Source organism: Myxacorys sp. (assembly GCF_059501405.1).
Window position 1 is genome coordinate 53,955 of record NZ_JCACCM010000208.1, and the last position, 19,240, is coordinate 73,194.

The window sequence follows — 19,240 nt, forward strand, 5'->3', positions numbered from 1 at the left end:
ATCGCTGCTAATCTTAAACTCTTCCTACGATCCCAATTAAAGAAAGTTGTGTCGCTTTCCCTATGGTATTTCATGCCTTTAGACGCTCCAAAGCGGTTTCAACTTGTGTCAGCCCAACGGCTTGGAAAGTCGCTTGGGGAGGGTGCGCTTCCGATGAAAATGTTTTGTGGCGTGATGATCAGTTTGCAGTCGTTGCTCCAACCAATGCATCTCCCTCGATTCCGTTTGCGTTGAGTCCTACGGAGCGATTCGTGGTCGTGGGTGATGTGTGGCTGACCCAGACAGATGCACTGTGGCAAACGGTAGGCTTGTCGCCACAACAAGACGATTTGCGGCTGATTGCCGCTCTATGGGAACGGTTTGGGACGGACACGCTGAAATTATTAATTGGCATGTTTGCGATCGTTGTTTGGGATCGAGAGCGACAAGAACTGTGGTTAGGGCGCGATCGCACGGGGAGTCAAACGCTTTACTACACCCAGACAAAGGGGACTCGATGGGTGTCGCCTCAACTGCGATCGCTAACACCTCATCGCTCAAATGACATTGATGCGATCGCGTTGCGCGATTATCTTTGCTGTGCGTTTGTTCCAGGAGAGCGAACGCTATGGCAACAGATTAAAGAAGTGCGACCAGGAACAGTGCTGCGATTGCCAGATGAAAAAACACATCGCTATTGGCAACTGCAAGAACAAATCATTGACGCATCATTAACATGGCATAGCGATCGTCTCCGCGTATTGCTTGAGCAAGTCGTGCAGGACTATTTGCCCAAAGAGCCTGTAGGAGTGTTTCTTTCAGGGGGCTTAGATTCTAGTTGCATCACGGCACTGGCCGCAAAGCATACGAAATCGGTTCATACATATTCGATTCATTTTGGTGAAGCATGTCCAAACGAATTAGCGTTTTCGAGCCTGGTTGCAGAGCATTGTGGAACGCAGCATCACATTCTAGAAATTACATTCAAGGAAATGTGGGCGCGATTGCCAGAAGTCATGGCGTATTTGGATGATCCGATTGGCGATCCGCTCACCGTGCCAAATTTTCTGTTGGGAACCTTAGCACGTCAGTCGGTAAACGTAATTTTAAACGGTGAAGGCGGTGATCCTTGCTTTGGCGGCCCTAAAAACCAGCCGATGTTGATGAATCGGTTGTATGGCTCCGTGGCGGGTCAGGATGCCTTGCAAGCGTATTTGATGGCGTATCACAAGTGTGCGTCGGATCTGCCACAGTTGCTAACGTCCGAGTGGTCATCTGTGCTGACAGAACCGTGGATCTTTTCTGAAGAACTGGAGTCGGATGCAAATTACTTAAATCGATTGATGACATTGAACATCAGATTTAAGGGAGCCGACCAGATTTTAACCAAGGTGAACAATCTGACGGGAGCCGTTGGACTGCACGGGCGATCGCCGCTGTTTGATCAGCGCATTGTTGATCTGAGTATGCAGATTCCTCCTCACTACAAGCTGTCTGGAGTCGAAGAAAAAGCGGTGCTGAAACAGGCGGTTGCCGATTTACTACCGGATGCGATTCTAAAGCGTCCGAAGAGTGGCATGATGGCTCCGGTGCAACTGGGATTTCGGAAGTATTGGAATCGGCAGGCAAGAGCGCTGTTGCTCGGTAAGAATGCCGCGATCTCGCCCTATCTCAATCAAGCGCTCATTCGCCAATGGCTCGATTATGAAGGCGATGTTTGGGGACGGTATGGCGTGAAGCTGTGGCTATTGGTAAGTCTAGAACTGTGGCTGCAAGCGCACGGGAGCCGTTAACCAAAACTATCGGTGCTGTAGACATAGCCGCTATCGCCAATCAGCAGGAAGCCGTCGCTCCCACTGGCGTCTAGTTCCTGTGTACCTGCGATGCCGCGATTCAACACTTGAATCAAGCGCTGGGGGCTAAATGACTCTAGTTCCACGAAATTTCCCGCTTCTAGCCACTCCACGTCTGCGATCGATAGACTGTCACGAACTTCAGGAGACAACTGTTTAGCGGCTTGCGCTGATTCGGGCGACGACTGAATGAACATGCCTTGTGCTGCCAGGATTTGCTTAGGAAGCAATCCAACATCAATCATGACGACATTGCTATTTTGAAACCAACGCTCACTACTGCTTAGCCGATGGATTAATTCAACTCCGCGCGGACTGCAATCGTGAAAGACATAGACCTTCAGAGCGGGGTTGCGTCGCAGCATTTGCATTGTGGTGTCGAAAATGCTTTGCGGATATCCCGTGATGCTGAGAATCGCGCAGTTGTTCTCGAAATGAAAGTTGTTGGCGATTAGGAGTTGAGCGATCGCGGCGGTGTCACACACGACCAAGCGATCAAAACTATAGGTGCTGATTTCTGGACTAATCGTTACGGGTGCTGCCTGTTCATTTGGAGGAGGCAACAGCTGAGCAATCGAGCCATTGACGTTTTGCCAACGTATTAGCCATTCCGCTAGATCGCTTTGCCCAATCAAGAATTCCTGAGAAAACTCACTTTGACGGCTCTTCTGTAAGCGACCTAAATAGATCGTCATCATACCCAACACAATGCTAAAAGCGCAGAATAGGAACGATTCGATTGTAATACTAATAATGATTCCGACAACAAGAATGATCACGCCAACGACAATCAAACTTTCTGCACTAGCTCGACGCTGCTTCGTCGTTGCTCGAACGGCTCGACTAGATCGATACAGCAAATAGACAAATAGCGTGCTAACTACGATCGCAACCCAAGGAATTAAACTGAAATTCAAAATATCAGACAGAAAACTACCAATCAGTAACGAGAAGAAGCCCGTTACAAAGAAGTAAAGAAAAATCCAACCTGCTTTTGACATGGAAGCTTTAGATCGCAGTCGTCGGTCTAGAAAGTAGAGGAGTTGCTTTGGCGTGTAGAACAGGCTGTTGTTCGCGGATAGATCTGCGATCGCTTTAGCAAACATCGGGTCAGTGACTTTAACGGCTGGCATCTGAGTCGGCTCAAATGCAAACCGATGCTGGCAGTTTTTACACGCTCCTAGATGTTCGGTTCGATCTTTTAACGTGTTATCGGTTCCACACTGGATACATTTCATATTTCATGTCTATCTTGATGATGAAAACACTTGATGATCTACCAAAACACTATACGCTTCACGTTGACGAATTAATCGATGCGCCTCTTGCTCTAGCAATACCTCAGCCGGGCGGGGGCGATGCAGAAAGTGTGATGACATCGCATATCCGTAAGCACCAACATCTAAAATCGCGATGACATCGCCCGTTGTAAGCGCAGGTAGCGCACAGCTTTTGCTGAGATAGTCGCGAGAATACGTCGTGTTGCCGCAAACCTGAGTTGGGTGAAGCACCGTATCCGATCGCCAAGCGGCAATCTCGCGATAGCCACCATGAACCGAGGGAACCGACAAATTGGCAACCGTCGTGTCAACGCCCACGATCTGCACGTTGCCTTGCCACTTGACGGAAACAACAGTTGCGAGTAGCGTGCCGCACCGTGCGATCGCAGAGCGTCCAGGTTCAATCACTAGCTCGATCGATCGTTCACAGTGCTGGAGCCGTCGATCTAACTCTGTTCCAAACTGATGCCAATCAAACGCTGCCCCTCCGCGATGTCGATACGGATAGCCAAACCCGCCACCAAAGTCGAGATATCGCCAATCAGGTAAACCTTGCGCGGCAGCAATCACCGTATCCATCGCGCTTACAAAAGCGTCAGTCGCGTTTGTGCCTGTGCCGCGATAGAAGTGAAGCCCGCTCAGGGCTAACCCTGCTGCATCGGTGATGGCGATGGCACGGGTAAAGTCGTCAGGATGAACGCCAATGCGACTGTCTCCTGTCAGTTCGGGGAGATTTAGACGGAGACCCAGACGGGGGCTAAAGCCGAGATGTAGGGATTGATAGACAGCGCAGAAGAGGCGAAGCTGATCGAGGCTGTCGAGATTGTAGGTGGTGACGCCCCAATTGAGCGCTTGTTCAATTTCAAATCGATCGAGGTTGCTGCCACTGTAGACAATCTGAATCGGCTCGAAGCCTGCGTGCAGCCCTAAGTAAATGTCTCCGGGGGTGTTGGCGTGGAGTCCCCAACCGTTTTGACGAAAGATATTGAGTAGTGACAGGTTGCCATTGGTAACACTGGCAAAGCGAAACTGAGTGTGAGGATAGGGAATCGAGCGGGTGATGTGTTGAATCGTTTCGTCTAAGCGATCGCGCTGGTACACATACAACGGTGAACCGTAAGTTTCGAGCAGGGTTTGAGCCAGTTCTAAACGAAATGGAGTCTCAATCGCGACTGGTCGCGACGAGGAATCGATTGCTTTTACCATGCTCATTCCTTCCATTTCTGACGATATTTCCATACCCACGACGGCAACCAAAACGGATGATTCCAAGACAAATGATTCCAAGACGGTGGATGAGGATCGAGACTGCCCGGTTGATGCACGTTCGCCATCCACATCTCCCACATGACCAACAACCACAGCACTTCACCCATACGACGACCCGCCATCGCAGCGCCCAATTTGCCCTCCACAACATGAGCGGCGAGATCAGGCTGCCATAGCTGCTCTGCGCTAAGACGATTTGGGTTTAGCCAATCGCCCAGATCATGCCACCATTGGTTGAAACACCACGCGGTTAAAGGTACACCCATTCCCCGCTTTTGTCGCCACACTATATCGGGTGGGAGCCAGTCCTCCACCGCCCGTTTGAGAATATACTTTTCGCACGATCCTTGTAAACAAAGCGATCCAGACAGTCCAAATGTCCATTGTGCGAGCGGCATATTGCAAAAGAGCGATCGCACCTTCAAGCCGTGCGCCCACCCTAGAGCCGTCGCACGCGGATGAATGTTCTGTGCTCCTTTCAACATCAGCGAAGCGCGGCGCAATCGAGATAGGAGCGAAGGGGTAAACGCCGGATCGATCGCGTCTTGCAGCCAATCTTGCGCCTGTAAGTGTTTGACCTGAGCATACACCTTTGGATCGTACGCCAGAGCTTCGTATCCCCACAGCCGATGGAAGGTACGGAGATATTGATGGGTAAACGATTCTTCCTCACCTGGATGATGGGTTTGATAGACGCTTGCTGCAATGATCGGTTTGTTTGTCCAGCCTGCAAATAGCTGATCGCCGCCCTCGCCATTGAAGATCACGCGCGTATCTCGACTTGCCGCTTCTGACAGAAGAAAAAGCGGAACCGTCACTCCGTCTCCAAAGGGTAAATCTAGAGCCTGTACGGTTGGAATTAGAGCGTTGCGAATCCGTTGCGGACTTGCATCCACTTTCACCAGAGGAATGTTGAGCCACTGCGCGACTTGCTCGGCGTAAAGATACTCTGAAGTGCCTGTCCCGCCAAAGTCCAAACTGTAGGCTCGTACCTTGGCTCCCGCTTGCACAAGCAACGCCGCCACAATCGATGAATCTAGTCCTCCCGATAGCAACACACCAACCGGTTCATTGCCTAGATCGCTTGTCTCGCGATCGATCGCGTCTTTCAGCAACGTTTGCAGTTGCGCGATCGCATCGGATTCATCCGCTAAGAGCGTGTCTGCTTCTCGCCACTCAAACGATCGGCTGGACTGAGGCGGTGAAATGCACATTGTTTGCTCATCTCTCGTCCAACTCATCTCTGTACCCGCCGGTATTGCGTTAATTCCCTGGACGGGAGTAAGTGGTGTTGGCACATACGAAAAGCAGCTATAGCCATACATCGCCTCAATGCTAATCGCTCGCTCTTTCAGTAGTGGCAACAGCACCTGCGATCGTGAGGCAAACCAAATGACGTGTTCCACTTGCGTCCAATACAGTGGCACTCGCCCAAACGCATCTCGCCCTAAGATCAACCGCTCTTCTGCAACGGTTGCCCAAGCATCCGCCTGTTCACGCTCAGTAAAAAACCGCGACGCAGACAGCCCAACGTCCAATAGTGAACTGTTTAATGTAGGTGGACACGTTGCATCTAGGACCGACAAAACCTCCAGAGTTGAATCATCTCCATATCCCCAACAGCCAACAATTTGAGGCGGCTGGGCACTACGAAGAAGTTGGGCAACCTTATCCATGAAGACTGACGCAAGTTTGATTACCTATTTAACTACACAGATTAACTACACAGAGGTAATGGAAATTATCCAGACTTCAAAATGCCGTTAATGCGTTCTGCGTCAATAATGAGATCGGCTTTGCAGACAAACATCAAAATTTTCTATCATCTGATGCGAACGGATTGGCAGCATATGCAACCCGAATAGCATAGAGACCCCACACGATCATCACTCAAAACACGTCTCTATTGCAATTAAAACGACATAGCGGTGTTCTGAATCACAATCATCCACAGGTAACGTCACTCCTAAGCGCGATCGCTATCAGCGCTGCTAACCTCTAGATTTTCAATAATAGAAGCTAAGTCACCCTCTAGATCTGTTGAGATCTTTGCTGCAATGCTTCAAGTTTTGGTTCAATCCGCTCTAGAGAACAAGTGCCTCAGTGTCGAATCGGAAGGGTTAATTCGACAAATGTTAGCGATCGGCAGTTGCGACCCGAAAGACATCAATGCTTTAAAGCAGCTTCAGGAGGCCATTCAAGCAGGCGAAATTATTCGGGAAGCGCAGAATCGGTTCTCCTTGGCTCAGTTTGCTCTGGTCTAAGTTTGCTCTAGTTTAATGAAGCCGAACTGAAACGCCATTCTGGAACACCCATACTGGAATACAATTGCAACCCGTTGCGATTGATTGCACAATGAAGGCAGTTGTTACGCTTCTCTGTCTCATGAGCAATGCCCTCGCTGATGCCAAAAATCTATTGTCTGACTTGATGCATCGCTACCGTCATCAAGTGGACTATCTCGCCATTCGATTAGAGTCGGCGGAAGGCACAGATATTCTTCTGCGACGTAACAAAATTGAGGCGCTCAGTGAAGGCATCTCGATTGGAGGACAGGTTAGAGCGTGTCATAAGAGCGGCTGGGGATTTGCGAGTTTCAATCAGCTATCGGGTCTAAAAGACCGGATTGAAGACGCGATCGCCGCTGCTCGATTGGTAGGCGACGATGAAACGATCTTGGCTCCGGTGACGCCGATTCAAGATTCTCGTGCGGTTGCGATCGCTGGAACTGATCCCCGTGAGATTCCATTGATTCAAAAACGAGAACTCTGTCAGCACTATGGCGACATCTTACGCAGCGTTGATCCTCGCATTGCAACGATTTCAGTACGCTACGGTGACAGCGCTCAGCGCATCATTCTTGCCACCTCTGACGGAACGCTGATCGAACAATCTTGGATTGATATAGAAATGCGGTTTGCGGCAACAGCCCGCGATGGCGAAATGGTTCAGACGGGGCGAGAAACGGTCGGCTCTCGAAAGGCATTTGAAGACTTGCTGGGCTTAGATGAGCCAGTAAAAGCGGCGGCACAACGGGCGGTAAATTCTTTGGCGCTGCCTCCTGTAAAAGGCAATACGTACACGGTTGTGATTGATCCAATCTTGTCAGGCTTGTTTGTCCATGAATCGTTTGGGCATCTCTCAGAAGCGGATATGGCATACGAAAATCCTGACTTGCTAGAGGTGATGAGTCTAGGACGGCGGTTCGGCTCCCCAGAGCTACAGATTTTTGATGGAGCGTCACTCCCAGAGCATCGCGGCAGCTATTTTTACGACGATGAAGGGGTTCCAGCGACGACTACGCAGTTGATTGAAAATGGCGTATTGGTGGGGCGGCTCCATTCTCGTGAAACGGCAGGCAAGTTGGGGGAAACGCCGACTGGAAATGCTCGGTGTTTGAATTATCAATATGCGCCGATCGTACGGATGACAAATACATGGATCGAGCGGGGAAAGACGCCTGTGAAGGATTTGTTTAATGACATTAGAGAAGGGGTGTATGCCCGCAACTGGATCGGCGGCATGACGAATGGAGAGATGTTTACCTTTACGGCTGGGGAAGCGTGGATGATTCGCGATGGTGAACTGGCGGAACCTGTCCGAGATGTGACGCTTTCGGGCAATGCGTTTAAGACGCTGGCAGATATCGAAGCGATCGGGGATGATTTTTTCTGGGATGAGTCAGGCGGATGCGGTAAGGGCGGACAGAGCGGATTGGCGGTTGGTTGCGGCGGCCCAAGTTTGAGAATTCGGGATGTGGTAGTAGGCGGAGAGGCTGCCGAAGAGTAGTGATCCCCCGGAGCTTGTCTTGTGGTAGCAAGCTCCGAAGGATAGCGTTTAGCGAAGATTGGGCAAGGCGATCGCTAAATTCTAAAACGCTGTAGACACGATCTACGTTGAATTACTGCTTAATCACAACAATCGTACCAGTGTATTGATTTGCTTTGTTCTCGTTTGGTGTGAAGGTGAGCAATGCGTTTAAGTATTGCCCCTGTTTACCTTTTAATTTCCAAGAACTCCAGAGAATAGACTCATCCTTGTGAGTGCTAAGCTTCGTCCATCCTGAGCGAGTTAGTTGTTCTTCGTAGGCAGCCTGAATTGCAGCAGCACTGAGTTGGCTTTCTAAATGGGCAGAAGCATAAAAGTTTTCACCATAGCCATCGCCTCCAATAGAGGTTGCGTTGCTGACTTGAATACTGGATGGAGCAACCAAGCTAGGTAAAGGTAGTTGCTCGTTTGGCTCTGTGGTTTGTTGAGCTTGCGGTTCTTGGCAGATATCAGAACCGTTGTCTAAGTAGAGACGAACGTCCGTTGGCGCATTGCTACTTCCACGACCCGATGCAATGCTTAGCCCTGGGCCTTGTGCGCTCTTACAGAAATACAACGGCAAATTGTCGGTGCTATCTGAAACGATAAAGCCAGGTCTCTCACTATTAAAGTGACTGTAGCTACGTGGGTTTTTCCAGCCAGCAGCTTGAAGCTGAGCTTTGTAGAAAGCTCGAATCTGATCAGGAGACTGTGTTGCGTCCAGAATAACTTCTGCATGTTTTTGATTCCGCACTAGCGTTGCAATTACTTTCGCATTGCTAGGTAGCGGTAAGTCTACGGGTAGCTTTTCCGGCAGACGACCTATGAGCAGTTTCATCTCTTTCAGACAATCTGAAGGACACTTTAGAATCCGTAGAACTAACTGCTGAGAAATTTTTTCTTCGCCAGCCGAATTGACGGGTGCTGCGAGAAGTTGACTAGGCGCGATCGTATTGATAAATAGCACCGTCAACGTAGACAAGAATGACAGGCTTGTTTCCCTAGAATTAATCATTGGATAGCTCAATCGATTTCCATTTGAGTATTCACCAGATGGAATCGATTGAAACATTACAAAAGTTCTCCTCAAAAATAGGAGGAGTCAGGGTTCCATACTTTTCGCCACCGCCTTCGGATAGACAAGCAGAAAGAATCCCATCCAAGCCAGCACCGGAATTGCCACCAGCACCGTCACCCAAATTAGATGCAGCAAAAGCCAACTCCCGCCAATTAGCGCCACACCTGTAAGTAGGATCGACCAAGGCTGACACCACCAGGGCTTATAGTCCCAAACATTTATCGGAGATTTCATAGAGGCGGTTTCTGTAGAGTTGCACGTTGCACTAATCGCACTTTAACTACGTTAACCTCTTTCAACCGTGTCAAGAGCTAATCCAATCGGTTGGCGATCGCAACATACCCTGCGGGAATTCTAGACATTTGATGGCGCGATCGCAAACTAGCAGCCACGGAACCCTCTTCAGTTGCGTCAGTCACCCATCCTATTAGTCACCCACACCATTAATCACCCACAACAAACGCCTGCATGATCCACTTACCGTTCTCCTTAGCAAACAGGACTCGATATCCTAACGGATTGTAGGCATAGCGATTTGAAACGTATCCGGATTTATCATTCGGCAAAATCACGGGAGTCCAAGCATTGAGGTCACTTTGCTGAACCACTTTAGGCGTGTTCAGCATGGCTTGTTTAAAGGTATCGCGGTCGAACTTCACGATCTCGTTAGAGAGGATGGCAACGAGCGGAGCGTTTGAATCAGGCTGCGATCGCACATTTACATTCTCTCCGACCACAATCACAGAGGTCTCATACGCCAATGCTTTTTGGTCAGCTGGTGCATCTTTGATGGCTCCGTCAAACTGCCGGAACGCCGTTGGGCAGGAGAAAAAGATTTGTTCGTTGGTGCAGCCAAGCGCCAACGATTTCTCGAGATCCATCCAAAACGGCGACTGGGGATTTTCAGGATTGAGATAGCTAATTGAGCGATGTTCGCCAAAGCCTAGCTTTGTTTTCGGCGTGACAATACTGCGAATAAATTCAGCATCGCGATCGCGAACCGCTTGCTTCACTTTCTCTAAAAATTGAGCAAAGTCAGGAGACTGCGAAGATTCATCGACAAGATTAATGCGCCACTGAGGAAAATCGGTCAAGTCAGATGATTGCAACCCAAGCGTTGCGGACGGTTGCTGAGGAGACTGAGGAACGGTTGGAACCGAGGACGGCGCGGGTTTTGCAGGTTGCAAATCGGTTGTTTGAGCCGGCGTATCCACAATGATGGGGAGCGAACTGCGGTTAAAGTACGTGACGGCGGCGACGGAACTAATTGCCGCAGAAAGAACAACGGCTCCAGAGAGTAATGCTGCTTGGTATTTCATAGTATGGTGACTGCCCAGGACTCAAAGCGGGCGCGTCCTCTTATGATCTAAATTCACAGATGCGCGATCGCGTTCCGGATCATTCTCGCGGCTCGAAAGGTTGATATGCTCTAGTTTCTAATTGACAAGAAGGAGCTTCATTTGAAATCGCATCCTCTAGAACGCGCCCTCAGTTCTGACGCTCTAACCCAATATCCTTATGCCTCTCAGCGTCGGTTGGTGATGGGATCTCGCGGAGCCGTGGCGACGAGTCAATCTCTGGCAACGCTGGCAGGAATGGAAATGTTATCAGCCGGGGGAAACGCGGTGGATGCTGCGATCGCAATGGCAATTGCGCTTACAGTTGTTGAACCGACATCGAACGGCATTGGTTCGGATGCGTTTGCGCTGGTGTGGGATGGTGGAATGCACGGGCTGAATGCGTCAGGGAAAAGCCCGCATGGTCTGCCGCTTGAGCCGTTTGCTGACCTGCCACAGATGCCGACACTGGGATGGCTGACGCCTACCGTTCCGGGAGCCGTTTCAGCATGGCAGAGTTTGTGGAAACGCTGGGGAAAACTGCCGTTTGAGCGCTTGTTTGAGCCAGCAATCCGGTATGCAGAGCAGGGGTTTCCGGTTTCTCCAGAAGTGGCGAGAGCGTGGAGCCGAGCCGAAGCGCTCTTTGTGTCGTTGAGCGGAGAGGAGTTCGCGCCGTTTCAGGAGGTGTTTTTTGTAGAGGGACGAGCGCCGCGAGCGGGGGAAATTTGGCGCAGCCCAAACCATGCGAAAACCTTGAGCGCGATCGCCACAACCGGAGGAGAAGCATTCTACCGGGGAGAGTTGGCAGATGCGATTGTCCAGTTTGCCGAGACGACAGGCGGATATTTCACTGGGGAAGACTTTGCGACCCATCAAGCCGAATGGGTCGAGCCGATTTCAACCACGTATCGAGGCGTAACGGTTTGGGAACTTCCGCCCAATACTCAAGGGATTGCGGCACTGATGGCGTTGAACATTTTAGAAGGATTGGATCTCGCTCAACATGGGCGGGACTCGATCGAGAGTTATCACATGCAGATCGAGGCGATGAAGTTAGCCTACGCCGATGTTTATCGCCACGTTAGCGATACGCGATTTATGGAGTTGTCGATTGAAGAATTGCTGAGCAAAGTGTACGCGGCAGAGCGACGACAACTAATTCGCGATCGCGCTATCCCATTACCTACATCAGGCATGACGAAAGGGGGAACCGTCTACCTAGCTGCTGCTGATGAGGAATTGATGGTGTCGTTCATTCAATCGAATTACAACGGCTTTGGGAGTGGAATTCTGATTCCCAATACTGGAATTGCGCTGCATAATCGCGGCACTGGATTCTCCACACAAATCGGACATCCCAATCGAGTTGCGGCTGGAAAGCGTCCGTTTCACACGATTATTCCAGGGTTTCTGAGCTATGACGATCAGCCAATCGGGCCGTTCGGTGTGATGGGCGCACCGATGCAACCGCAAGGACATTTGCAAATGGTGGTGAATCTGGTGGATTACGGCATGAATCCGCAGGCGGCGTTAGATGCTCCCCGATGGCGATGGATTGCCAAAGACCAAGTATTGCTAGAGCCGCCTGTATTTCCAACGGTGGCCGTGGGGCTGAGCGATCGCGCCCATCAAATTCAACTTTCAGCAGAACCGAGTGCGTTTGGTCGTGGGCAAATCATTCTGCGCTCCGGTGAAACGTTGATTGCGGCGTCAGAACCACGAGCGGATGGGCTTGCCTTGGCGTGGTAGTCACACTGGCTTAGTAGAAAGGCGCTAGAATTTCCATCATCCTAGCGATCGCACACGTTATGAGCAAATTTCAGAATCGATGGGCGCGAACAGGGCGCGGTTCACGACACAAGGCTGAGCAAAATTACGTTCAAGGCGATCCACCTCGAGTGGTGTCAGATTCGGTACGACGAGCGTTGAACTCGAAAGGACGCCCCAATATTATTCGGCTAGGGATGAAGCAGTCTCCTTGGGAGGATCTGTATTACCTGCTGCTAACCATGTCTTGGACGCAGTTTTGGACATTAACGGTTCTGTCCTACATTTGCACGAATGCACTGTTTGCGATCGCGTATCTGATTGGCGACAACAATCTGAACAATGCTCAACCGGGTTCGTTTTGGGATGCCTTTTTCTTTAGTGTCCAAACGATGGGAACGATTGGCTATGGTGCAATTTCGCCCAATACCTTTTATGCCAATATTGTCGTGTCGATTGAGGCAATGCTGGGGTTATTAGGCGTTGCGATAGTCACAGGATTGGCATTTGCAAGATTGGCTCGCCCAACGGCTAAGGTACTATTTAGTCGAGTGGCGGTGATTGCGCCGTATAACGGTGTGCCAACGCTGATGTTTCGGACGGCAAATCAGCGCACCAATCAGATTTTGGAAGCTCGATTATGGGTTTCTTTGGTGCAGAATGAGGTGACGCAAGAAGGTCAAGCCATGCGACGGTTCTATGATCTTAAACTGAGTCGTGAGCATAACCCTGTGTTTGGTCTCACCTGGACAGCTATGCATCCCATCGATGTTGACAGTCCGTTGTATGGGATGACGCCTGGGAATTTATCACGAGACAATACTGAAGTCGTTGTTTCATTGACTGGGATTGATGAAACTGTTTCTCAAACGATTCACGCTCGCTATTCTTATATTCTGCGAGACATTCTTTGGAATTATCAATTTACGGATATTTTTATCGACACTCCTGATGGTACTGCGATTGATTTTAGTAAGTTTCATGATGCTTCTAAAATTGTTTAAATTTAAGTGTCGATAAAACGATATCTTTTCTGATGGCGAAACCATAACTTCTCCGTGACTGTTACTTGGAAGCAACACAGTTTCGTTGGTTCAACCTTTAAAGTTAGGAACGGTTGATACAGGATTGTTTAAGGTAACTTGCTAGATCTTCTTTGCTCAATTTTCTTTCCACGACTTGAATGACAAACTCGTATTTTTGAGATTGACTGAGATTTAGGACAAAACCGTTTAGTCGTAAAAAGGTATCCATAACCGCAAAGGCATTACGCTTGTTGCCATCTAGGAACGGATGATTCATGGCTAAATGGAACAGGTAAGCGGCGGCTTGCTCCCAAACCGTTGTATGAAGTAGTTCTCCTGAGAACGTGGCTTGCGGTTGAGACAAAGCAGAATCCAGTAGTCCCTGATCGCGAACGCCTGATGTTCCGCCAAATTTCTCAATCTGCCGTTCGTGAATCCGCAACACATCATCTAACTCAAGAAATTTAGGAGTTTGCAAGACGCTGATAGACCTCCTCATTTTCTTGTTCTGATTCTAGATAAGCTTGCCAAACTTGCTTTTTAGCAGTGTCTTGTTCAGAATCTTTCAGTTGACGAATGGATTCAAGCACCCTCGGCAATAGCGCTTCAGGGAGTTGATTGAGTTCCTGAATGATGAGATCTTTAGTATCCATTGGGTGTTGAGCGGGTAATTTTGCTTACTGCTATTACTAAGCATTGGAACGCTAGATTTGTCAGCCAACATTCCAACTATTGTAAACGCCTCTCACTTTGAAACCAGACTGTAACGACCGTAGAGAGATTTAGTTAAGTATCGGAAGCATAACTTCTCTAGATAAGATTGGCAGCATCAGCGTTCCGTCATGGAGAAGTTATGCTTTCAGTGACATTAGGAAATTGTCCTACTAAGAGTCTGCTCAGTCTGTTTAAAGTAGACAAGTTATCTCATGGGTCGTTACCGTACTTCTTAGCAAACAGAATGTAGTTTTACTGAGACCCGCGATTCTTGCAGGATCTCACGATTCTTGCAGAGTCTCGCGATTGTTGTAAAGCTCTTGCGATCGCTTTAGTTGCTTCTCTCAACTTAGGCTAAGTCCCTCAGCAAATCTAATTGGGTTTGAGGTAAATCAATAAACCAGAACTCAAAATCAATAAACGTTTATAGCGAATTAAATTTTGCTTAAAAGAAACTTATCTATCAATTCTCAAAATTAGATTTCCTTTTCTGGTAATCAATATTAAAGTTCTCGAAATCAATATTAAAGTTCTCAAAATCAAATTCAGAGTGAGTTGAAAAAATCGGGCTAGATACGCAGTTTTTTACGATTCGCTTCGCGAAGCTCCGAAGGATCGTGTACTACTGAGTAGCAGTTATTGGTTATGAAACTTGGCACAAGAAATTGACTAGTGATACATTAGTACCAAAATACTAGTAATCAAAAGACAGTTTTAGAACGCCGTTCATAGCAACAGACATTCCTATGTATTCACCTCTCCCTGTCGGTTCCCTTCTGCACAAACACTACCGCATTCAAAACGTCTTGAGACAAGGCAGATGCGGCTGGATTTATTTAGCAATCGATCAAACACAACAGCAGGAATTCTGTGTGCTTGAAGAGTGGATTGTGTTAGAAGAAACTCCGCAGGACTCCAATCTGAACGAGTACCCGCAGCAATCCGAGCAATATTTAGAAGACCTAAAAGAAGAATTGCAACACGAATTTGGGCAGCTAAACCAACTCAACCCCTCTCAGTTTGCCCACTATCAAACAGCATTAATTTACGAACAACGTCTATATTTGGTGCGGGAATATATTGTTGGACAAACCTATCGATCGCTCCTAAAGGATCGCTTAGCAGGAGGACAATCGTTTTCAGAATTAGAAGTAAGACACCTTTTTGAAACCATTCTTCCAACGCTAAACACACTCCACAAACGCCAGATTTTTCATCAGCACCTGACACCAGATTGCATTGTGCTGAGCGAACCTTCCGAGAATCGCAGTAGCCATCCTGTTTTAGTCGAGTTTGGCTTACCCATTGATCATCTCTTGATTCCATGTACTGCTTTTGCGCCACCAGAGCAACGCTTAGAAAATCGGATTGCACCTGACAGCGATTTGTATGCTCTTGCCGCGATCGCGCTGGTTCTTCTGACGGGATGCCCGCCCGAAGATCTTTACGACGGCAACACGCAACGTTGGACCTGGCAAGGCATGTCGATCAGTCCTCAGTTTTCGCAGATTCTCGATCGGATGCTATCACCTAGTCCAAATCGCCGCTACTCATCGGCTCGGCGTGTGATGGATGCACTTCGTGCGACTCAGCCCGAAGATTTGGAGAATGAAATTGCCTCGAAAAGAGTTGGAGATCTCGTTCTTGCCACCGTTTTGATCGGGCTTGCAAGCATTGCGGCCTGGAGAATAATTCTCCATTTATCGCCGACTGTTTTTGCCTCTGCTGAAAACGCGATGACCTCGATCAAGCTCGAACGAATTGGAGACACTCCTCCAGCCGCTACGCCATCGCCGAGTCAACCTTCAAAAGCTCCGCCTCGAACGGTGGCTGTTTCCCCTGACTTGCTAGAGCAACTGGTCAATGAAATCTTTTCTATTAAATATCCGCAGCTAAAAGATAAATTGAATACCGAAAAACCACCGGAATGGAATGCGATATCAACTAGATTGACAAACTCGCTAGAGCAGCTAAGTCAAGAATCGCAAATCGGAATGGGGAATTACAATCGAGCAAGTTACAACACCTGGTTGTTAGAACTCCAATCACTTAAGGTTACAGATCAGTCAATTGAAGTTTTAACCGACGCAAAATTTCTCTATTCGTTTCCAGAGTTAGAACGAAAACAAATGAATCCAAGAACGTTGGGTCAAGTCTGGTATGCGATCGCGCAGAATCAGATCAACGCGACTAAAAATCAATCTATACTCAAAAACATTACATCACAAGCAACTCTATCCGAAACGCTGAAAGCTGGACAAGGGAAACTCTACACGGTGCAGCTTCAGAAAGGACAGAAGATTCAACTGTCGCTAAAAGTACCTTCAAAAAGCGCCAGTCTCTCGATCGTTTCGCCTGACGATTTGCCTTTAGTAAGAGAATCGATAGAACCGTCCTGGTCGGGAAGGATCGAACAGACAGGAACGTATCAAATTGTGATCGTTCCCAAGACGAGAAAAGCAATTCCTTATGAACTGAAACTGGCTTCTACAAGTCCCGGTTAAACTTAATTCCGTCAAATTAATCCCGTCAAGCTTAACCGTTAAACTTCCGAACAGAACATTCGCTAAGGAGCAAATCTTCTGCAATGCGCGTAGCGTAAACTCGTGCAGGAATAGGCGCAAAAGGTTTGCGGAAACAGTGAACCGCATAGCCACAGTAAGCCCGATCGTCTCTATAAATAGAGATCTGAAAGGATGCAAATTCTTGTTGCCTGGAAAGTTCGATAAACCGATTCATGTTAGACACTCAACCGTTAAATTAAGAATTGTTGACACAGGAAAATCCGCTCCCTAGCTCCCACATGGGGAACTAGAGTTTGAGATTTCAGAAATGAACTGAACTAGTCGAATTACAGCCTCAGCGCAAGTTGTAGCTCTGGAGAGGCGCTTAGAGTAGCGGGAAGCGGGGACGGCTCGGCTGTAATGGCGGGACAATAGCGAGCATAAGCACAGCGATCGCACTGTTTTCCGGGCGTCGGTTCCCAGATCTCATCTTGTCTCAGTCGCAAAGCGAGACCAGAAATCACCGATCGCACTTGTTTTTTGTGGCGTTGCGTCGCCCGATAGCGGACTTTCTCACCCGTTCTCAGAAACCACAAACTGAGATATTTCAAACTCTGCTGATAGGTTTGCTCTAGCGCCAAAAAGTACAGCCCAATTTGCAAATCCATCTCATCACTCGCCGGAATCTTGAAATCGCGGCTCGATTTGTAATCGATCAGCTCTAGCCCGCCGTCGATAAAATCGATGCGATCGTAGCGCCCACTAATTAGAAACTCCAGGTTCTCAACGTGCAGCACTGCCTGGATCTTTCCCTCTACGGCAAGTGGCCTACTCAGCGCACCTTCTGGCGTGATGAACTTGTCGTAATACCCTTCTAAAATGGCGCGCCCTTCTTCGACTTGGGTAGGTGTCAACCCTGCGCTTGCCTGATCCCAGCAATGATAAACCCACGTCCGTTTAGGCAACGGCTCGTGATAATGCCAATCCCGATGCAAGATTGCCAACGCTTGATGCAACGATGTTCCCAACGCGGCAGAGCCAAAAAATTCATTGGAGTTGAATCGCCGCTCGTAGCGCAAATAATAGGCATACGGACATCGGTTATACGCTTGCAATTTTGTAGCAGAAATTTGGTACGACATCGCTCAACCATCCGCGAAAAAGAACTAAACCGTGTGTTTTTTGAAGGACTAAAGCTGTTCAACAGGACGCTTAAACAGAGAATCTAGATAGATGCGAGCGGTCTGGCGATCGTTGGTCATGCGGTTTTGCAGCAAAAACAATGACAACGCCGCCGACATCACGCGGTCTTGATCCCACTCTGGGCAACCATCCAAAAATTTGAGAAACGACTGGTGCAGGGTTTCAGGAATCTCGACAAGAATGCTGACGTTAGTATCCATAACAAACCTCAAATCGTTAGTAACGTGAATGAATTTGACAACTGGAGCTTCGATGATTGGGGTTCTAAGAATAACTTCTGAGAAAACGAACATCAGAAACTCGCGCCCATCAGATGCTGTCTCTGAACTTCCCGTCTGGGGAAATCTTTGGTCTGCTGCATCTGAGCGCTTTCAGTTAGTCGCTACATAATGCGCGATCGCTCCTAGAAGATCAACATCGCGAAAGGTAACAATCTTACGAGAGACAAAAATGAGCCAACGGAAGAATGAGGGTTCCAGCCGTTTTTTCGTTACATTGCTTTAGGGAATAAGGGCTTTTCCACAGTGGAAACACAAATTCTCGAACTTATCCACAGATCACGAAGGAATGCCGCTCCTATCTTCTTATCCTGTGGAAAACTTTTTGCAGGGTGTGGAAAAGGTGTGGAAAAGAAATCTAAGTCTTGTGGATTGCCTGTGGAATCTATGGGGAAAACAGATCTAACTGTAAAGTTTTGTAAAGTTTTGCCAGTCCAATCAGAGTCCAATGATGATTTAAGAATTTCTTAGGGAATACTATGCGCGTTTGCTTTTTTGGAGAGTCGTTTGTGAATGGTACGGGCGATCCAGGCTGTCTGGGTTGGGCAGGTAGGATTTGCCAATCCGCTTGGCAGAACGGGCATGAGGTGACTTACTACAATTTAGGCATTCGTCGTGAGATTAGCACGCAACTCCGTCAACGGTGGCTTCAAGAGGCGATGTTGCGGCTTCCATCTGAGGTAGATGGGCGGTTAGTATTCTCGTTTGGAACAAATGACACGACTGTGGAAAACGGGCGGCAACGTGTGGAAATCGCCCATTCGCTAGATAATCTTCGAGCGATTCTGACTGAGGCTAAATCGCGGTTTCCAGTGCTGATGATTGGTGCACCTCCGATCGAGGATGCTGAGCAAATGGCCCGGATTGAGGAACTGTCAAAGCAGATGGAGATCGCATGTGAAGCGTTATCTGTGCCCTACCTAGAAACGGTTTCTACGCTGAAACAGTCTGATACTTGGATGCGAGAGGTTGCAGCTTATGACGGAGCGCATCCGAGGGCGGCGGGATACGTGGAGTTTGCAGGACTTGTGGAAAACTGGGCGGCATGGCAAGCTTGGTTCGCCTAGACTCACATCTGGATCCATATAGATTTTCGGCGTTGCTGAATGAGAAGATGAATTAGCATGGAATCGGCACATCTCGAAA

17 protein-coding genes are annotated in these 19,240 nt (G+C 48.5%); 7 read left to right on the forward strand and 10 right to left on the reverse strand.

Annotated features, from left to right (window positions below; genetic code table 11):
* The first annotated feature begins 62 nt into the window (after nt 1–62).
* Nucleotides 63–1,772 carry an asparagine synthetase B family protein gene (locus tag AC5I6P_RS29860; RefSeq protein WP_495697423.1) on the forward strand — a complete coding sequence of 570 codons (1,710 nt, stop codon included), beginning with the start codon at nt 63–65 and terminating at the stop codon, nt 1,770–1,772.
* Here AC5I6P_RS29860 and AC5I6P_RS29865 read toward each other — a convergent pair.
* From AC5I6P_RS29865 to AC5I6P_RS29875, 3 genes are read right to left on the reverse strand one after another with little or no spacing between them, the layout of a single operon-like run.
* Nucleotides 1,769–3,070: a toprim domain-containing protein gene (locus AC5I6P_RS29865; RefSeq protein WP_495697424.1), complete on the reverse strand. Its 1,302-nt coding sequence runs from the start codon at nt 3,068–3,070 to the stop codon at nt 1,769–1,771. The two genes, AC5I6P_RS29860 and AC5I6P_RS29865, sit on opposite strands and share 4 nt — an antisense overlap.
* Nucleotides 3,071–3,079: 9 nt before the next feature.
* Nucleotides 3,080–4,384: a diaminopimelate decarboxylase family protein gene (locus AC5I6P_RS29870; RefSeq protein WP_495697425.1), complete on the reverse strand. Its 1,305-nt coding sequence runs from the start codon at nt 4,382–4,384 to the stop codon at nt 3,080–3,082.
* Nucleotides 4,321–6,057 (reverse strand): asparagine synthetase B family protein, encoded by a 1,737-nt coding sequence (locus tag AC5I6P_RS29875; protein ID WP_495697426.1) that lies wholly within the window; start codon nt 6,055–6,057, stop codon nt 4,321–4,323. Before AC5I6P_RS29875 ends, AC5I6P_RS29870 begins: the two co-directional genes overlap by 64 nt.
* A gap of 381 nt (nt 6,058–6,438) precedes the next feature.
* Here AC5I6P_RS29875 and AC5I6P_RS29880 point away from each other — a divergent pair, with 381 nt between their 5' ends.
* Together AC5I6P_RS29880 and AC5I6P_RS29885 are read left to right on the forward strand one after the other, a co-directional pair.
* Nucleotides 6,439–6,645 carry a hypothetical protein gene (locus AC5I6P_RS29880; protein WP_495697427.1) on the forward strand — a complete coding sequence of 69 codons (207 nt, stop codon included), beginning with the start codon at nt 6,439–6,441 and terminating at the stop codon, nt 6,643–6,645.
* Between the two features lie 121 nt (nt 6,646–6,766).
* Nucleotides 6,767–8,170 carry a TldD/PmbA family protein gene (locus AC5I6P_RS29885; RefSeq protein ID WP_495697428.1) on the forward strand — a complete coding sequence of 468 codons (1,404 nt, stop codon included), beginning with the start codon at nt 6,767–6,769 and terminating at the stop codon, nt 8,168–8,170.
* Nucleotides 8,171–8,282: 112 nt separating this feature from the next.
* Here the strand turns inward: AC5I6P_RS29885 and AC5I6P_RS29890 are convergent, their stop codons facing one another.
* The 3 genes from AC5I6P_RS29890 to AC5I6P_RS29900 all read right to left on the reverse strand — a co-directional run bounded on the left by AC5I6P_RS29890 (nt 8,283) and on the right by AC5I6P_RS29900 (nt 10,585).
* Nucleotides 8,283–9,260 (reverse strand): hypothetical protein, encoded by a 978-nt coding sequence (locus AC5I6P_RS29890; RefSeq protein WP_495697429.1) that lies wholly within the window; start codon nt 9,258–9,260, stop codon nt 8,283–8,285.
* A gap of 30 nt (nt 9,261–9,290) precedes the next feature.
* Entirely contained in the window at nt 9,291–9,500 is a 210-nt protein-coding gene (locus AC5I6P_RS29895) for a DUF6737 family protein (protein WP_495697430.1), read from the reverse strand.
* Nucleotides 9,501–9,709: 209 nt separating this feature from the next.
* Complete coding sequence (locus AC5I6P_RS29900; RefSeq protein WP_495697431.1) at nt 9,710–10,585, reverse strand: SH3 domain-containing protein; 876 nt, start codon at nt 10,583–10,585, stop codon at nt 9,710–9,712.
* A gap of 141 nt (nt 10,586–10,726) precedes the next feature.
* Here AC5I6P_RS29900 and AC5I6P_RS29905 point away from each other — a divergent pair, with 141 nt between their 5' ends.
* Both AC5I6P_RS29905 and AC5I6P_RS29910 read left to right on the forward strand, forming a co-directional pair.
* On the forward strand, nt 10,727–12,352 hold the full coding sequence (locus AC5I6P_RS29905; RefSeq protein ID WP_495697432.1) for a gamma-glutamyltransferase family protein: 1,626 nt from the start codon (nt 10,727–10,729) through the stop codon (nt 12,350–12,352).
* Between the two features lie 59 nt (nt 12,353–12,411).
* Complete coding sequence (locus tag AC5I6P_RS29910; protein ID WP_495697433.1) at nt 12,412–13,374, forward strand: ion channel; 963 nt, start codon at nt 12,412–12,414, stop codon at nt 13,372–13,374.
* Nucleotides 13,375–13,477: 103 nt separating this feature from the next.
* Here AC5I6P_RS29910 and AC5I6P_RS29915 read toward each other — a convergent pair whose 3' ends face one another.
* Both AC5I6P_RS29915 and AC5I6P_RS29920 read right to left on the reverse strand, forming a co-directional pair.
* Nucleotides 13,478–13,873 carry a type II toxin-antitoxin system death-on-curing family toxin gene (locus AC5I6P_RS29915; protein WP_495697434.1) on the reverse strand — a complete coding sequence of 132 codons (396 nt, stop codon included), beginning with the start codon at nt 13,871–13,873 and terminating at the stop codon, nt 13,478–13,480.
* A complete protein-coding gene (locus AC5I6P_RS29920) occupies nt 13,860–14,048 on the reverse strand; it encodes a hypothetical protein (protein WP_495697435.1) in 189 nt (62 codons plus the stop codon). The genes AC5I6P_RS29915 and AC5I6P_RS29920 overlap by 14 nt, the downstream gene beginning before the upstream one ends.
* Nucleotides 14,049–14,855: 807 nt before the next feature.
* Between AC5I6P_RS29920 and AC5I6P_RS29925 the strand changes: the two genes are divergently transcribed.
* Nucleotides 14,856–16,613 carry a protein kinase domain-containing protein gene (locus AC5I6P_RS29925; RefSeq protein WP_495697436.1) on the forward strand — a complete coding sequence of 586 codons (1,758 nt, stop codon included), beginning with the start codon at nt 14,856–14,858 and terminating at the stop codon, nt 16,611–16,613.
* A gap of 347 nt (nt 16,614–16,960) precedes the next feature.
* Here AC5I6P_RS29925 and AC5I6P_RS29930 read toward each other — a convergent pair whose 3' ends face one another.
* Both AC5I6P_RS29930 and AC5I6P_RS29935 read right to left on the reverse strand, forming a co-directional pair.
* A complete protein-coding gene (locus AC5I6P_RS29930; RefSeq protein ID WP_495697437.1) occupies nt 16,961–17,755 on the reverse strand; it encodes a RecB family exonuclease in 795 nt (264 codons plus the stop codon).
* Nucleotides 17,756–17,803: 48 nt separating this feature from the next.
* Nucleotides 17,804–18,016 (reverse strand): DUF2811 domain-containing protein, encoded by a 213-nt coding sequence (locus tag AC5I6P_RS29935; RefSeq protein WP_495697438.1) that lies wholly within the window; start codon nt 18,014–18,016, stop codon nt 17,804–17,806.
* Nucleotides 18,017–18,573: 557 nt separating this feature from the next.
* Here AC5I6P_RS29935 and AC5I6P_RS29940 point away from each other — a divergent pair.
* On the forward strand, nt 18,574–19,161 hold the full coding sequence (locus AC5I6P_RS29940; protein ID WP_495697439.1) for a GDSL-type esterase/lipase family protein: 588 nt from the start codon (nt 18,574–18,576) through the stop codon (nt 19,159–19,161).
* The last annotated feature ends 79 nt before the right edge of the window (nt 19,162–19,240 follow it).

What these genes read in the sequence shown, in the direction of transcription:
- AC5I6P_RS29935 (WP_495697438.1), bottom strand. Translation starts at nt 18,016, where the DNA reads ATGGATACTAACGTCAGCATTCTTGTCGAGATTCCTGAAACCCTGCAC.
- AC5I6P_RS29920 (WP_495697435.1), bottom strand. Translation starts at nt 14,048, where the DNA reads ATGGATACTAAAGATCTCATCATTCAGGAACTCAATCAACTCCCTGAA.
- AC5I6P_RS29890 (WP_495697429.1), bottom strand. Translation starts at nt 9,260, where the DNA reads ATGTTTCAATCGATTCCATCTGGTGAATACTCAAATGGAAATCGATTG.
- AC5I6P_RS29925 (WP_495697436.1), top strand. Translation starts at nt 14,856, where the DNA reads ATGTATTCACCTCTCCCTGTCGGTTCCCTTCTGCACAAACACTACCGC.
- AC5I6P_RS29910 (WP_495697433.1), top strand. Translation starts at nt 12,412, where the DNA reads ATGAGCAAATTTCAGAATCGATGGGCGCGAACAGGGCGCGGTTCACGA.
- AC5I6P_RS29895 (WP_495697430.1), bottom strand. Translation starts at nt 9,500, where the DNA reads ATGAAATCTCCGATAAATGTTTGGGACTATAAGCCCTGGTGGTGTCAG.
- AC5I6P_RS29865 (WP_495697424.1), bottom strand. Translation starts at nt 3,070, where the DNA reads ATGAAATGTATCCAGTGTGGAACCGATAACACGTTAAAAGATCGAACC.
- AC5I6P_RS29930 (WP_495697437.1), bottom strand. Translation starts at nt 17,755, where the DNA reads ATGTCGTACCAAATTTCTGCTACAAAATTGCAAGCGTATAACCGATGT.
- AC5I6P_RS29940 (WP_495697439.1), top strand. Translation starts at nt 18,574, where the DNA reads ATGCGCGTTTGCTTTTTTGGAGAGTCGTTTGTGAATGGTACGGGCGAT.
- AC5I6P_RS29885 (WP_495697428.1), top strand. Translation starts at nt 6,767, where the DNA reads ATGAGCAATGCCCTCGCTGATGCCAAAAATCTATTGTCTGACTTGATG.
- AC5I6P_RS29880 (WP_495697427.1), top strand. Translation starts at nt 6,439, where the DNA reads ATGCTTCAAGTTTTGGTTCAATCCGCTCTAGAGAACAAGTGCCTCAGT.
- AC5I6P_RS29860 (WP_495697423.1), top strand. Translation starts at nt 63, where the DNA reads ATGGTATTTCATGCCTTTAGACGCTCCAAAGCGGTTTCAACTTGTGTC.
- AC5I6P_RS29875 (WP_495697426.1), bottom strand. Translation starts at nt 6,057, where the DNA reads ATGGATAAGGTTGCCCAACTTCTTCGTAGTGCCCAGCCGCCTCAAATT.
- AC5I6P_RS29900 (WP_495697431.1), bottom strand. Translation starts at nt 10,585, where the DNA reads ATGAAATACCAAGCAGCATTACTCTCTGGAGCCGTTGTTCTTTCTGCG.